Source organism: Spirillospora sp. NPDC047279 (genome assembly GCF_040643285.1).
In the GTDB taxonomy this organism is placed as follows: domain Bacteria; phylum Actinomycetota; class Actinomycetes; order Streptosporangiales; family Streptosporangiaceae; genus Spirillospora.
This window is the reverse complement of sequence record NZ_JBEYUA010000002.1, coordinates 558,334-571,831: the sequence shown is the minus strand read 5'-3', so window position 1 is coordinate 571,831 and position 13,498 is coordinate 558,334. Positions and strand designations below refer to the sequence as shown.

Below are 13,498 nucleotides of genomic sequence, written 5' to 3'. Positions count from 1 at the left end.
CGCGCGGGGCACGCCGGGAACGCGGGGCGTGCCGGGGCGCCGGGCATGCCGGGGACGCCGGTCGTCAGGTTCGGGAGAAGGCGTCCAGGATCAGCTTGGTCGCGTCCATCTGGTCGGTGGTCCGGCCGAGGCCGAGCGGCAGCCCGCCGGGCCAGGTGTGCCCGCCGCTCCTGACCGTGTAGAGCTCCACCCGTACCCCCGCCTTGCAGCCGGTCCGGCTGACCCGCACGATCCCGCGCGCCGGGACGTCGCGCCTGGTCTTCGCGCAGGCGAACGTCCGCGCCCAGCCCTCGGCCAGGGTCGGCACCGCGGGCAGGACGAAGACGCCGTTGGTGGGCATCATCCAGCCCGGGATCTGGCGCCGGTCGCCGCCGAAGGGGGCCCCGCCCCGGTACGGCAGCACCCGGTCGGCGGTGCCGTGGAACGTGATGATCGTGGTTGGCCGGGCGGTGGCGCAGGGTCGCGCCAGGTTGAGGCCGGCGACCGGGGCGACCGCCGCCAGCCGCCCGCGCAGCCCGCAGACCAGCGCCGCCGACAACCCGGCGCCGTTGGAGAAGCCGGTGGCGAACTCGCGGCGCCGGTCGAGGCACAACGTACGTTCGAGGTGGTCGAGCAGCGCGCCGACGTAGGCGATGTCGGCGGCGCCGCCGGTCATGCCGGGGAGCTTCCAGCCGGTGCGGTCGCCGGCGCTCTCCGGCTCGACGACCGCGAACCCGCGCGCCGAGCCGACCGTCGCCATCCGCCCGTACACGGCCTGCTGGAACCCGGTCGAGCGCAGCCCGTGCAGGTCGACGACCAGCGGCACCGGCGTCCGGCCGCCGTGGTTCCCGGGCAGCGTGAGCAGGTACGACCGGCCGCCGAACGAGTGCTGTCCCGTGGCGGCCGACGCGGCCTTGTGGCCCTCGCACCCCGAGCTCGGAACGGTGCCGGCCAGGCGCGGGCTCTCGGACCGCGCGGGCGAGGGGGCCGGGGACGGCGAGCGCGCGGACGCGGACGACCCGGTGGTGCCCGAGCACCCGGTCAGGAGCGCGCACGCGAGCGCGAGCGGGACGAGGAAGGGCCGGCGCATCGCTCGATGTTATTGGGCCCGCCCGGGTGCCGGGCGGTCGAGTCGCCTGATCTCGGCGTCCGCCTCCTCGGCGACGGGCACCCGCGCGGTCAACCGGAAGCCGGTGCCCGGGACCGCCTCCGCGGTGAGGGTGCCGCCCGCCGACGCGAACCGTTCGGTCAGTCCGGTCAGCCCGTTGCCGGGTCGGTGCGCCGCGGTGACCGGGCCGTCGTCGAGCATCTCCAGGACGGCGGCGCCGCCGGGGTCGCGGGAGAGCGTGATGGCGCAGCGGCCGGCCTGGGAATGCCGGACGACGTTGGTGACGCCCTCCCGCACCGCCCAGGCGAGCAGCGCGTCGATCTCGTCGGGCAGCGGGACGCCGGAGACGCGGATCTCCGGCTCGACGCCGGCGGACGGCAACGCCGCGCGGGCGGCGTCGAGCTCCTCGGCCAGGTCGCGGCGGCGGTAGCCGGAGACCGTGGCGCGCACGTCGGTCAGAGCCTGGCGGGCGACCGACTCGATGTCCCCGATCTCGCCGAGCGTTCGTTCCGGGTCGCGGTCGGCCACCCGCCTGGCCAGCTCGCTCTTGAGCACGATGAGGGTGAGGCTGTGGCCGAGCAGGTCGTGCAGGTCGCGGGCGATGCGCAGGCGTTCCTCGGTGGCGGCCAGCCGGGCGACCTCGGCCCGCGCCTCCTGGAGCTGGTGCACGAGCATGCGCGAGTGCCGGAACGCGAGCATCATCATGCCGAACGAGAACGCGCTCACGCCGATCACCACGGGCGCCCACCGGCCGACGTCGAACGTCTGGGCCTGGGCGACCGGGACCAGCGCCGCGGCCACCACTCCGACCGGGGCCCACCGGAACGGCAGGACCATCGCGCAGACGACCGCCAGGTAGATCGGCATGCCCATGAGGTCCTCGCCGAACGCGGGCGGCAGGCCGATCGCGAGCGTCGCGAAGATCCCGAACAGGAGCCAGGTGACCGGCGTGATCGGCGCTCCCCAGTGCCTGCTCAGCGACACCGCCAGGTAGGTCACGACGAACGCCGCCAGCCCGGCGGCGCCGAGCACGCGGCGCGTCCCGGAGTAGTGGGCCACCGCCACGGCCACCGGGATCAGGTAGAGCAGCCCGAACGACACCCAGAACGCGCGCCGCAGCCGTTCCGCCTTGTCCATGTCGCCGGCGCCGGCGTCGGAGCCGGTATGGGCGAAGAGCCTTGTCATCACGGTCATCAGGCTCAACACGGTAGCGCGGGACGATACCGGGCACCTGGCGGCACATTCGGGTCTGGCGGCTCACCGCTTTACATGTTACGAAGGTATGTAAAGCGGTGGGCCAGATCACAGGGTTAGGTCAGGGCCGCGTCTCGCAGGAGGTTCGAAGGTGAGTTCCTACGACCGCTACACCACCCCGGTGCCGCAGGACACCTGGAATGTGCCGATGGCGGGCGACGCCCGCTTCACCTGGGAGTACGACGGGGGGCGCGACCGGCTGCTGAACCTTTACCAGAAGGGCAAGGACAAGCAGTGGGACGCCCAGAAGCGCATCGACTGGGATCTCGAGGTCGACCCCGACAACGTCGCCGGGCTGCCGGAGCACTTCAACCCGCTCTTCGGGTCGGAGATCTGGGACCGCATGACGCAGAAGGAGCGCGACGAGTTCGGCCGTCATCAGGGCGCGTGGTTGTTCAGCCAGTTCCTGCACGGTGAGCAGGGTGCCCTGAACGTGTCGGCGCGGATCGTCCAGTCGGTCCCCGACCTCGACTCGAAGTTCTACGCCGCGACCCAGACGATGGACGAGGCCCGGCACGTCGAGCTCTACACGCGCTTCGTGCACGAGAAGATCGGCATGTACTACCCGATCAACCAGGACCTGGCCAAGCTGCTGGCCGAGTCGCTGGAGGACTCCCGCTGGGACCTGCCCTACCTCGGCATGCAGGTGCTCATCGAGGGGCTGGCGCTGGCGGCGTTCGGGCTCTACCGCGACATGTCGACCAACCCGCTGGTCAAGCAGCTTCTCGCGTACGTGATGCAGGACGAGGCGCGGCACGTCGCGTTCGGCCGGCTGGCGCTCAAGGACTTCTACTCCGAGCTCACCGACAAGGAGCGCGCCGAGCGCGAGGAGTTCGTGGTCGAGGGTTGTTATCTGATGCGCGACCGGTTCAAGGGGCGCGAGGTCTTCGAGCAGCTGGAGATGCCGCTCGACAAGTGCATGGAATACGTCGACAACTCCGACATGTACACGCTCTATCAGTCGCTCCTCTTCAGCAGGATCGTGCCCTGCGTGAAGGACGTGGGGCTCTGGGGCGACAAGGTCCGCGACGCCTACCTCGACATGGGCGTGCTCGACAACGCCAAGGCCGACCTCGAGGCGCTCATGCGCCAGGACGAGGAGATCGCCGAGAAGGTGGACGAGGAGCGGCACGCGCAGGAGCTGGCCGTCCGCAAGCAGGAGGTCGACGAGGCCATCGTCCTCGGCGCCGGCCCGGCATAGCCCGGGCCTCACGAGAGTAAAGATGCGGGGACGTTCCGGAGGGCATCCGGGGCGTCCCCGCTGCGGCGTGCGTGCAATTGCGGCCCCAGTGGCGATCAAAGCGGCGGCCATAAACGCCAGGACATGACCGGACATGTCCGGCGGGCCGAATGGCACAGATCCATTCTCGTAGATCTTCACCGCGTCATTCAATTCATTCTGTAATTCACTGTGCGACGCCAGTCTCTGTACTAATCTCCCCGCTCGACGGTGCGATCGGATGCCGGGACCGAAATGGATCTCCCGCCCGCCGCGCCACCACGTCCAGGGTCAAACGTCGAACCCCCGGGGGGAAATAATGAATCGATCTGCAAGGAACCTCATGAGGGCGTCCGTGCTCGCTCCGGTGGCCCTGGCGTTGGGCGTCGCGTCCGCGCCGGCGCACGCGGCCGACGACCCGGTCGGCGCGGTCAAGGGTGCCGTCGGCAACGTCGCGCCGGCACCGGCCGCCGATCTCCTCGACCCGGTGACCTCCGAGCTGTCCGCGGTCAAGGTCGAGGGCGTGCTCGCGACAGCCAAGGGCACCGCGGGGGTCAAGCGCGCCAAGGACGGCTCGCGCAGCGCCGTGGCCCGCCTCGGCAAGGGCGTTCTCAAGACCGCCGACGGTGACATGGCGTTCGCCGGCGTCGTCGCGCAGTGCACCGCCGCCGCCGACGGCACGGTCCGCGGCGTCACCCGGATCCTGGGCACCGGCACCGCCGGCGCGGCGCTGCCCGCCGGCATCCCGGCCGCGCCGCCCGCGGGCTTCCGCGTCCCGACCGCCGACCCCGGCGTGGTCGTCATGCTCAACAAGCAGGTCCGCGACCCCATGGGCGGCATGACCGTCTCGGCGATGACCATCGACGGCGCCCCCGGCACCGGCGGCGTCACCCGCGAGCTCGGCGTCACCCGGTGCGTGCCGCTCGAGCGCCTGTCCGGCCAGGCCGCCGGAACGACCGCGGCCGCCTCCGGCGCTCGCACGCCCCGCCCCATCGACGTTCCCCCGCCCGCCCCGCTCGGCGGCCTCACCGACGGGCTGCCGCTGAACGGCGTCACCGAGGGCCTGCCGATCAACGGCATGGCCGCCGGCCTGCCCGTCGGGCAGATCGGCCGGCTCACCGAGGTCACCCAGGTCACCAAGTCCACCCAGGTCACCAAGGGCCTGACCGGCTCTCAGCGCCGCCAGTCGCGCGACGCGGTGACCGACACCGTCGGCGGTCTGCTCGGCACGGCCGCCGCCCACGGCGCGGCGCTGCCGCAGGTCGGCGGCCTGACCAACCCGCAGGGCCTGACCGGCGCCGTGCCGGCCGTCCCGGGCATCGGGAAGCGCGCCAGGCAGGCGCCCGTCCCGGCGACCGACGCCCTCGACGGGGTGACCGTGGCCGGTCACCAGGTCACCGCCCCCGTGCGCACCGCGGCCGACGCCGCCATGACCGGCGCGACCGCCGGCCTGCCCGCGTCCCAGGCGGGGCTCAGCGGCATCTTCGGCGGCCTGCCGGGCCTGAACGGCGTGATGCCCGCCACCGCGCTGCCCGCCCTGCCCGCGCTCCCTGCCGTTCCCGCCACGCCCCAGTTGCCGGTCGTCCCGCTGGGCCACTGACGGCCCGACCGGCGTTCCCACGGGGCGCCCGGGAGCGCGTGACGCGTTCCCCGGGCGCCCCGTTCGCGTTCGGCGAAAAGTGCCGCACACCCTTGTTATCGGGCCGATATCAGCGGTCAGCGGCATTGTAAAATCGATCATTACATTTCTTTACCCTCCGTATACGATCCACTGCGCTCGGCCAAAGTCGACGTGACAAAGCCCACAAAGACGGCTCCGCTTGCTTGATTTCGCGGAAACACGACGTACGGTCTGGGACTTGTGTGCGGGGGCCACAACCGATCGAGTGTGGAAAACCGGCTGCCGCACCACCGGACGCCGGTTTTCCCGCGATGACGCGGTGCGCCTTTGCGAAGGCGCGGAGCGGCGAGGGCTCACGGGGTCGTTTACCTCGGAGAGCCGGCCCTGCGCGGCCATGCACTCAGGCCTGTCATGACGCCTGAACGGCCGCGCGTGAACGGCGGTTGATCTGATCCCGCCGGGCGTCCGGGGACCTGTCCCCGATCGAAGGAAACCCTGTGGGTAGCCGTTCGAAGCACCACCCCACGTTCCGTGTTCGAAACATCCTGATCGCCGCCGGCGTCGCCGTCGCGGTCATCGCGGCCGGTGGCTGGGCCGCACTCGCGAGCGGAGGTGGCGGCGAGAAGGCCGCCCCGGCCCGGGAGGCGCAGGCGGCGCGGCAGCCGATCACCCCGCAGGCGGACCCGCCACGGGCCACGCCGAGCCGGGCGAGCCGGGGCGGGGACCGGGCACCGGTCCCCACTCCCCAGCCCAAGACCGCCAAGCCCAAGCCGAAGCCGAAGAAGTCCGCCGTCAAGGTGGTCGGCTCGGGCTCGTGCGAGGCCTCCTACTACTGGGAGAGCCAGCCGACGGCCAGCGGGGAGCAGTTCGACCCCAGCGAGCTCACGGCGGCGCACAAGACCCTGCCGATGGGCTCCAAGGTCCGCGTGACCAACAAGAACAACGGCAAGTCGGTCACCGTGCGGATCAACGACCGCGGCCCGTACGTGGGCGGTCGTTGCCTCGACCTCTCCAAGGCCGCGATGGCCGAGGTCGGGGGGACCGGGTCCGGAGTGATCCCGGTGCGGTACCAGATCCTCGCCCGCGCCTGAGGCCGCGTCAGGCGTGGAGCCTCGCCCCTTCCAGATGGTGCAGCGGCACCGGCTCGTCCGCGGGCCGGTGCCGTTCAGCCTGTTCTGGCCGTTCAGCCTGTTCCGGCCGTTCAGCCTGTTCCGGCCGTTCCGCCGGGGGCCGGGTCATGGCGGGCTGAGGGGCCGGCTGGGAGCCGACCGTGGCGAGACGTTCCCGGAACCAGTCGGAGAGCACGCCGTCGACCCGTACGGCCTCGGTCGTCGGGGGCCGCGCCTGCGTGCCCGGCTCGTCGGCCAGCTCGTGCCCCATCCGGAACGTGGCGGACTCGACCCCCGCGGCGCCGCGCTGCTTGAGCAGGTCGCGCAGCGCCGTGACCTCGTTGGGCGGGACGAGCCGGTCCTTGGCGCCGCCGAGCATCAGGAGCGGGGCGCCGCCGAGGTCGCCCGCACGGGCGCCGAGGTCGAGCCGTTCGGCGAGGGCGCGACCGCGTTCGGTCCATCCCCGTTCACGTCCGGCCCGCTTTTCCAGGAACCGGACGGCGCGCGAGGGGGCGATGACCGGCGCGACGACCGCCGCCGTGCTCACCGGCACGATGCCCTCGGCCAGCGTGAGCAGCGCGATCGTCCCGCCCACCGAGAACCCGGCGAGCGCGACGGGCCCGCAGTCCAGGCCGAGGTCGCGGCGCAACTCCGCCAGCACGGCGGGCACGTGGGCGGCGGCCTGCTCGACGGTCGACACGTACCGCTCGACGCCCGCGTCCTCCATGAGGTCGCCGGACGCGAGCGAATGGCGGCCGGCCGGCAGGTCCAGGTAGACGCGCCAGGTCGGCACCCCGGTGAGCGGCATCGCGGCGGCGAGCGCCGCCGCGGCCCGGGGCGGGTCGAACCCGGGCCAGGCGATGAGAAGCCGGGTGGGACCCGCGGGGCGGGCGTCGATGGCGGTGGGCGGCAGCGCCAGGTAGGTGGTGCCTGCCGCGGTACCGGAGAGGGGTCGGCTGATCTCGGGCTGGGTCGGACGCTCGCCGCTCATGTCCTGGTTCAGCTCCCGGGCTCGACGGGCTGGTCGACCACGCTGGACGTGGAGTCGGCGCCCTCCGGCACCCAGGGGTCCCGAACGTCATGTTCCCAGCGGACGTCCGGAAACACCGCCGAATCACCTCAGGTGATACTAGAGTGTGATGGAATGCTCACCCGAGGTAACCAGACTTCATCTCTTCGGCAAGGGCTCAGACGGTCCGTCCTGGGAAGAGGGTCTCCCGGCGGATGATCTTCCCGTCCCGGAAGTGGTGCCAGTCGGTGAACCGCAGGTGCACGTGCTGCCCGTCCCGCAGCCGCCCCTCGAAGCTGCCCCGGACCGCGACCCAGTCGTCACCGGGAAGCACCTGGTCGAGCCGGTGGGTGCCGTCCTCGATGACACGTCCGGCCTCGTAGAAAGTCCGCAGCGCGGACATTCCGACGATGGGCGGCGTGCCCTGCCGCTCGTACTCGATCTTGTCGTGGAACAGGGCCAGCAGCTCTTCGAGCCGCTGTGCGTCCACGTGATCGTAGTAGCTGCGGACGATGGCCTCGATACTCCGCTGCATCACAGCTCCAGGGGTGGGGCGAGCCGGGCATATGGGACTAAAGGGGCTGCGCAGGCTACTCGGGATCTCTGATGTCCGGGATCCCGGTGACCGGCTCCGGCCAACCCCTCCGTGATCAGTGTCATGGGCCACACAGGGAACAACCCGGCCAATTTGGACGTCATAGGTAGTCGTGGGCGTCGCGGGGGCGCGCCCTCAGAACGTCCGAGTGGGAGTGGCCTGTGAACAAGAAGCGCAGTGCGGCCGCGGCCGGTCAGGCCTGGCAGATCTACAGCGAGACCCTGCAGCCCGACGCCCCGGGCATGTGGACGCGCGTCCGCGCCGTCCCGCGCATGATCAAGTCCGTCCTGCGCGGTGACTACAAGGGCATGTCGTTCGGCACGCTCGGCCTCCTGGCCCTCGGCCTCATCTACATCGTCTCGCCGCTCGACGCGATCCCCGAGGTCTTCCCGATCGTCGGCCTCGCCGACGACACCGCGATGGCCCTGTGGCTCGCCGCCGCCCTCGTCAAGGCCGCCGGCGACTTCGTCGCCTGGGAACGCGGCGGACGCCCCCACGTCGTGGTGGGCGAAGTCATCGACTGACCCGACACCACCTCCCGCAAAGGCCCGCCTCGAAAAGAGCGCGGGCCTTTCGCGTCCCAGCCTCTAGCTGCCTCCCGACCCCTCGAAGCCCGCCCCTTCAAGCCGCTCGCGGACGGGGCTGCTCGCGGGTTGGGCGTCAGGAGGCGGCGGGCTTCAGTTCGGCGGTGAAGCGGGTGGCGGCGGCCCGCATGAGGGGGACCACCTCGGTCACGGTCGCGGCGGTCATGCGCGCGGACGGGCCGGAGACCGAGAGGGCCGTCAGCGTGGGGGCGCCGGGAAGGGCCACGGCGACACAGCGGACGCCGATCTCCTGCTCCTCGTCGTCCAGCGCGTACCCCTGGTCGCGGATGCGGGCGAGCTCGGCGACGAGGGCGTCGGGGTCGGTGAAGGTGTGCGGGGTCTGGGCGGCCATGCCGGTGCGCGCCAGGATGTCGCGGACCTTGGGCTCGGGGAGCTGGGCCAGGAGTGCCTTGCCGACGCCGGTGCAGTGGGGCTGGACCCGGCGGCCGACCTCGGTGAACATCCGCATCGAGTGGCGTGAGGGCACCTGCGCGATGTAGACGACCTCGTCCCCTTCGAGAACGGCCATGTTGGCGGTCTCGCCGATGGCGTCCACGAGCCCGGCCAGGGTGGGGCGCGCCCAGTCGCCGAGCATGCGTCCGGCCCCCTCGCCGAGGCGGATCAGGCGCGGGCCGAGCGCGTAGCGCTTGGACGGCTCCTGCCGCACGTACCCGTGGTTCACCAGCGTCCGCATCAGCCGGTAGATCGTCGGCATCGGCAGCCCGGAGGCCTCCGTCAGCTCGGACAGGGCCATCTCGCCGCCGGCGTCCGCCAGGTGCTCCAGCAGCTCGAAAGCACGCTCCAGCGACCGTACGGCCTCTGCCACCGGTGTCTCCCTTCGTCGCGAGCCTCGATTGTACGGAGCGGGTATTTCGCTGTGCGAAAGCGGGGTGGGACGTTAACGATGGGTCTCACCTGGCAATACTCCTAGCGTCCGGTGCCGAGCGGTGCCGTCCCCCCGAGTCGGCCAGCATGACGAGAGGGGAACGCGTGCCTACGCGGCGGGGGACGAGGATCCGGCGGTGGAGCGCGGCCGCGCTGAGCGGCGTGCTCGTCGTGCCACCGGTGTTCCTCAGCGGGCCGCAGGTCAGGGCCGCGGACGTACGGCTCATGACGGTGCTGACGCCCACCGGCAAGAACGCCGTGGGCGCCGCCCTGCTGCGCACCTACGACGTCGAGGTCAGGACGAGCGGCGGCGTCGCGCGTTCCACCGCCCTCAGGCTGGTCGCCGAGCGGCCCCTGTCCTGGGCCGCCCATCCGAAGGAGTGCACGGCGAGCCCCGGCGGCCACCGCCTGCGCTGCTCGCTCGGCGACCTCGCCCGAGAGCGCCTGCTCCAGGTGACGGTGAAGATCCCACCGGCAGAGCGCTCGACAGGGGCGAAGCGCTCGATGGGGACGGCGCAGTCGACAGGGACGGAGCGGACGGGGCACGCATCGCGTGCGCCCCGGATCGTCGCGATGGCGGGCGCCTCCAACGTCACCCGAGAGTCGACGCTCTCCGTGCGGTTGCCGACCGTCTCGTCCCCGCCCCACCCTTCACGCACCCCCAGCGCCTCGGGTACGTCCGGTGCCACGCGTACGTCCGGTGCCACGCGTTCGCCTGGTGCTACGCGTAAGCCTGGTGCCTCGGGTACGCCCGGTGCTTCCCGGCCGTCGGGTTCGTCCCGGACTCCGGCGGCCTCCGGCTCGCCCAGGGATTCCCAGACCTCGGGCGCTTCGCGGACGCCCAAGATTTCACGTCCGCCGGGTGGGTCGCGGACGCCGGTGGCTTCCGGGACGCCAGGTTCGTCCCGCCCTCCGGCGGCTTCGCTCACGCCCGGGACCGCTCAGTCGTCCGGCGCTTCGCGGACGCCCAAGGCCTCAGGTCCGCCCAAGGCCTCAGGTCCGCCCAAGGTCTCGCGGACGCCCAGGGTTTCGCCTGCGCCGGGGACCGCGGCGGCTTCGCGTACGCCCGATGCTTCAGGTACGCCTGGGGTTTCGGGGACGGCCAAGGCTTCGCGGACGCCTGCCGCTACACGGGGGCCGGGAGGAACGGGTTCTTCGGGGGTGCCGGGGGTTCAGCAGGGGGGTTCGCCTTCGGTGAGGCCTGGGGTGAGCGCGACGCCGAGCCGGCCCAGGGTGGGTCCGCGGCCGCGCATGACCAGGAAGCCTGAACGGCGGCCGCGGGGGGCTTCGGGGGCGTTGCCGATGGTGCCGCCGCCCATGGCGCCGCCGCCGATGGCCCGGCCGCCCATGGCTCCACCCCAGATGGCGCCGCTGTATCCCGCGGCCCCGCAGATGCCCGCGGCGCCGCTCTATCCACAGGTGCCGGCCGCGCCGCAGTCTCAGCCCGTTCCCGCGGCGCCGCCGGTTCAGGACCTGGCCGTCCTGCCGCCGATGAACGCACCGCAGGCGGCCCCGAACGTTCCGGTGCTGCCGTCGCCGGCCGCCGCCCCGTCCTCGGACGGGACGCAGATGACCCTGATCTCGCCGAGCGGTACCGAGGAGGGCGAGGAGGGCACGTCCTGGGCCGTCGTCCTGGGCATCGCGCTCGTCGGGGAGATCGCGTTGTTGTGGGTCGCCGCCTGTCTCGGCGTGCTGCGGCGGCGGCTCGTGCTGGCGCAGACGTTGCGGGCGGCCGAGGCGGCCGGAGGCGGTGAACGGCGCGGGGCCCGGCCGTTCGCGGCCCTGGCGCGGCGGCTGACCCGCCGCCGGAACGCCTGACGGTGGAATGGCGGCCTGAGGTGCCGAATCGGTGATCGCGTCATAAACTGGCCGCCCGGCACGGCATCGCGGGGACGACGGTGGGAAATCATGATCGATGACCGTCGGTGACCGCGTCGGAACGCATTAATTTCGAGCGAAATGGCCCTTGTCACTCCGGTGACAAAGGGGTCCGGCTCTTATGTGTCTGAGAGCTAAAGCCCCTCATGCTTACCTTCGGGTAGCTTCACGCTGCACGAACGTTCTGTAGCCGTGTGCTGGGGGCGCCCGACCGTCGTCCGGCCATCGCGCTCACATCCGCCGACCGACCGCGCCCACCCCCTTACGGCGCCGCGAGGCACTTCCCCCCGGGAGATGGATCTATGGCACTGGGCTCTCTGCTTCCCGAACTCCAGCCGGGCGGTTCCGGCCGCACGCCACTGATCGAGCGAGTCGCGCGATGGGCGGCCGAGAAGCCCGAGGCCCCCGCCTTCACGTTCGTCGACTACTCGCTCGACCCGGCCGGGGTGAAGATCACCCTGAGCTGGGCCGAGACCGACCGGCGGGCGCGGGCGATGGCGGTGCGGCTGCGCCAGTCCACCGAGCCCGGCGAACGTGCGGCGCTGCTGCTGCCGCAGACGCTCGACTACATGATGACCATGCTCGGCGCGCTCCACTCGCACGTCGTCGCGGTGCCGCTGTTCTCGCCCGACCTGCCCGGCCACGCCGACCGGCTCATCGGGGCCTACCGCGACGCCGAGCCGACCGTCATCGTGACCTCGCGCAACGCGCTGCCGCACGTGGAGAAGTTCCTGGCCGACCAGGACGTCCCGCAGCCCAAGGAGATCATCTTCGCCGAGGAGGTCGATCTGGAGCTGTCCGGCCAGTGGCGGGACGAGGAGATCGGCTTCGACGACCTGGCGTACCTCCAGTACACCTCGGGCTCGACCCGCCGGCCGGCCGGCGTCGAGATCACGCACGGGAACGTGACGGCGAACGCGGCGCAGCTGTGGGCCGGCTGGGCGCCCGAGCGGCCCGACCCCGAGATGGTGAGCTGGCTGCCGCTCTTCCACGACATGGGCCTCATCGCGACGATGGCGATGCCGATGGTGAACGGCGACCACGCGATCTACACCGACCCGGTCTCGTTCATCATGAACCCGCTGCGCTGGCTGGAACTGATCGCCGAACGCCCGGGCAAGAACGTCTACACGGCCGGGCCCAACTTCTCCTACGAGTACGTCGCGTCGATGGCGACCCCGGAGAAGGTCGCGGCGCTGGACCTCACCGGCCTCACCGCCTGCCTCAACGGCGCCGAGCCCATCCGCACCTCCACGTTGTCGACGTTCGCCGACACCTTCGCGCCGGCCGGGCTGCGCCCGGGCGCCCAGGTGCCGGGGTACGGGCTGGCCGAGGCGACGGTGTTCGTCACGGCCGACGGCGACGACGTGCCGCCCAAGGTCATCACCGCCGACCGGGCCGCGCTGACGCAGGGCGAGCTGCGGCTCGTCGACGCGGGCGACGACGCGGGCGACGACGCGGGCGACGGCGCGGGCGACGGCGCGGGCGACGGCGCGGGCGACGGCGCGGGCGACGGCGCGGGCGACGGCGCGGGCGACGGCGCGGGCGACGCCGACCGGGTCAGCACGCTGGTGTCGTGCGGGCACGCGGTCGGCCAGATCGTGGCCATCGTCGACCCCGACACCCGCGTCGAGCAGCCGGACGGCCGGGTCGGGGAGATCTGGGTGCACGGGCCCAACACCGCGCCGGGCTACTGGCGCAACTCCGAGCGCAGCCAGGACACCTTCGGCGGCGAGCTCGCCGAGCCGGGCGGCCTGCCCGCCGGGCCGTGGATGAAGACCGGCGACTACGGTGTGATCCGTGACGGCGAGCTGTACGTCACCGGCCGCATCAAGGACCTCATCATCGTCGACGGCCGCAACCACTACCCCCAGGACATCGAGGTCACCACGCAGGAGGCGCACCCCGCGATCCGCCCCGACCACGTCGCCGCGTTCGCCCTCCAGGGCGGCGAGACCGAACTGCTCGTGGTGATCGCCGAGCGCAACCGGCGGGTGCCCCTCGGCCGCCTCGACACGGCCGAGGTGGAGGCCGCGGTCCGCGCCGCGGTCAACGTCGAGCACGAGATGAGCGTGCACGAGTTCCTGCTGGTCGAGCCGGGCGCGGTGTCCCGGACGTCCAGCGGGAAGATCGCCCGGGCGGCGACCCGCCAGCGGTACGAGGCGGGCGAGCTGCCCACCACGGAGGCCAGGCTGGCCGGCCGCAAGCAGTAGACGGCGCGGCGGCCGATGCGGGACGGTCGTCGATAGCACGCGAG

At 72.3% G+C, this 13,498-nt stretch carries 12 protein-coding genes; 6 read left to right on the top strand and 6 right to left on the bottom strand.

The window, feature by feature from the left end:
* Nucleotides 1–64 precede the first annotated feature (64 nt).
* On the bottom strand, nucleotides 65–1,069 hold the full coding sequence (locus tag ABZ810_RS06770; RefSeq protein WP_358400099.1) for a PHB depolymerase family esterase: 1,005 nt from the start codon (nucleotides 1,067–1,069) through the stop codon (nucleotides 65–67).
* A gap of 9 nt (nucleotides 1,070–1,078) precedes the next feature.
* Nucleotides 1,079–2,281, bottom strand: coding sequence for a sensor histidine kinase (locus ABZ810_RS06765; protein WP_358400096.1), 1,203 nt, complete (start codon nucleotides 2,279–2,281; stop codon nucleotides 1,079–1,081).
* A 151-nt stretch (nucleotides 2,282–2,432) separates the two neighbouring features.
* On the opposite strand from ABZ810_RS06765, the gene ABZ810_RS06760 reads away from it, so the two are divergent.
* From ABZ810_RS06760 to ABZ810_RS06750, 3 genes are all read left to right on the top strand, one after another.
* Complete coding sequence (locus ABZ810_RS06760; RefSeq protein ID WP_358400094.1) at nucleotides 2,433–3,542, top strand: ferritin-like domain-containing protein; 1,110 nt, start codon at nucleotides 2,433–2,435, stop codon at nucleotides 3,540–3,542.
* A 361-nt stretch (nucleotides 3,543–3,903) separates the two neighbouring features.
* Nucleotides 3,904–5,160, top strand: a complete 1,257-nt coding sequence (locus tag ABZ810_RS06755) for a hypothetical protein (RefSeq protein WP_358400092.1) — start codon at nucleotides 3,904–3,906, stop codon at nucleotides 5,158–5,160.
* Nucleotides 5,161–5,678: 518 nt separating this feature from the next.
* Nucleotides 5,679–6,272: a septal ring lytic transglycosylase RlpA family protein gene (locus tag ABZ810_RS06750; RefSeq protein WP_358400089.1), complete on the top strand. Its 594-nt coding sequence runs from the start codon at nucleotides 5,679–5,681 to the stop codon at nucleotides 6,270–6,272.
* A gap of 7 nt (nucleotides 6,273–6,279) precedes the next feature.
* On the opposite strand, the gene ABZ810_RS06745 is transcribed toward ABZ810_RS06750, so the two are convergent.
* Nucleotides 6,280–7,281: a hypothetical protein gene (locus ABZ810_RS06745; protein ID WP_358400086.1), complete on the bottom strand. Its 1,002-nt coding sequence runs from the start codon at nucleotides 7,279–7,281 to the stop codon at nucleotides 6,280–6,282.
* Nucleotides 7,282–7,477: 196 nt separating this feature from the next.
* Nucleotides 7,478–7,834 (bottom strand): nuclear transport factor 2 family protein, encoded by a 357-nt coding sequence (locus ABZ810_RS06740; protein WP_358400083.1) that lies wholly within the window; start codon nucleotides 7,832–7,834, stop codon nucleotides 7,478–7,480.
* 221 nt (nucleotides 7,835–8,055) lie between these two features.
* On the opposite strand from ABZ810_RS06740, the gene ABZ810_RS06735 reads away from it, so the two are divergent.
* Nucleotides 8,056–8,418, top strand: coding sequence for a YkvA family protein (locus tag ABZ810_RS06735; RefSeq protein ID WP_358400080.1), 363 nt, complete (start codon nucleotides 8,056–8,058; stop codon nucleotides 8,416–8,418).
* A gap of 136 nt (nucleotides 8,419–8,554) precedes the next feature.
* Here ABZ810_RS06735 and ABZ810_RS06730 read toward each other — a convergent pair whose 3' ends face one another.
* Entirely contained in the window at nucleotides 8,555–9,304 is a 750-nt protein-coding gene (locus ABZ810_RS06730; protein WP_358400077.1) for an IclR family transcriptional regulator, read from the bottom strand.
* 1,231 nt (nucleotides 9,305–10,535) lie between these two features.
* Nucleotides 10,536–10,712, bottom strand: a complete 177-nt coding sequence (locus tag ABZ810_RS06725; RefSeq protein ID WP_358400074.1) for a hypothetical protein — start codon at nucleotides 10,710–10,712, stop codon at nucleotides 10,536–10,538.
* On the opposite strand from ABZ810_RS06725, the gene ABZ810_RS06720 reads away from it, so the two are divergent.
* Nucleotides 10,711–11,181 carry a hypothetical protein gene (locus ABZ810_RS06720; RefSeq protein ID WP_358400071.1) on the top strand — a complete coding sequence of 157 codons (471 nt, stop codon included), beginning with the start codon at nucleotides 10,711–10,713 and terminating at the stop codon, nucleotides 11,179–11,181. The two genes, ABZ810_RS06725 and ABZ810_RS06720, sit on opposite strands and share 2 nt — an antisense overlap.
* A 362-nt stretch (nucleotides 11,182–11,543) precedes the next feature.
* Entirely contained in the window at nucleotides 11,544–13,454 is a 1,911-nt protein-coding gene (locus ABZ810_RS06715) for a fatty acyl-AMP ligase (protein WP_358400069.1), read from the top strand.
* The last annotated feature ends 44 nt before the right edge of the window (nucleotides 13,455–13,498 follow it).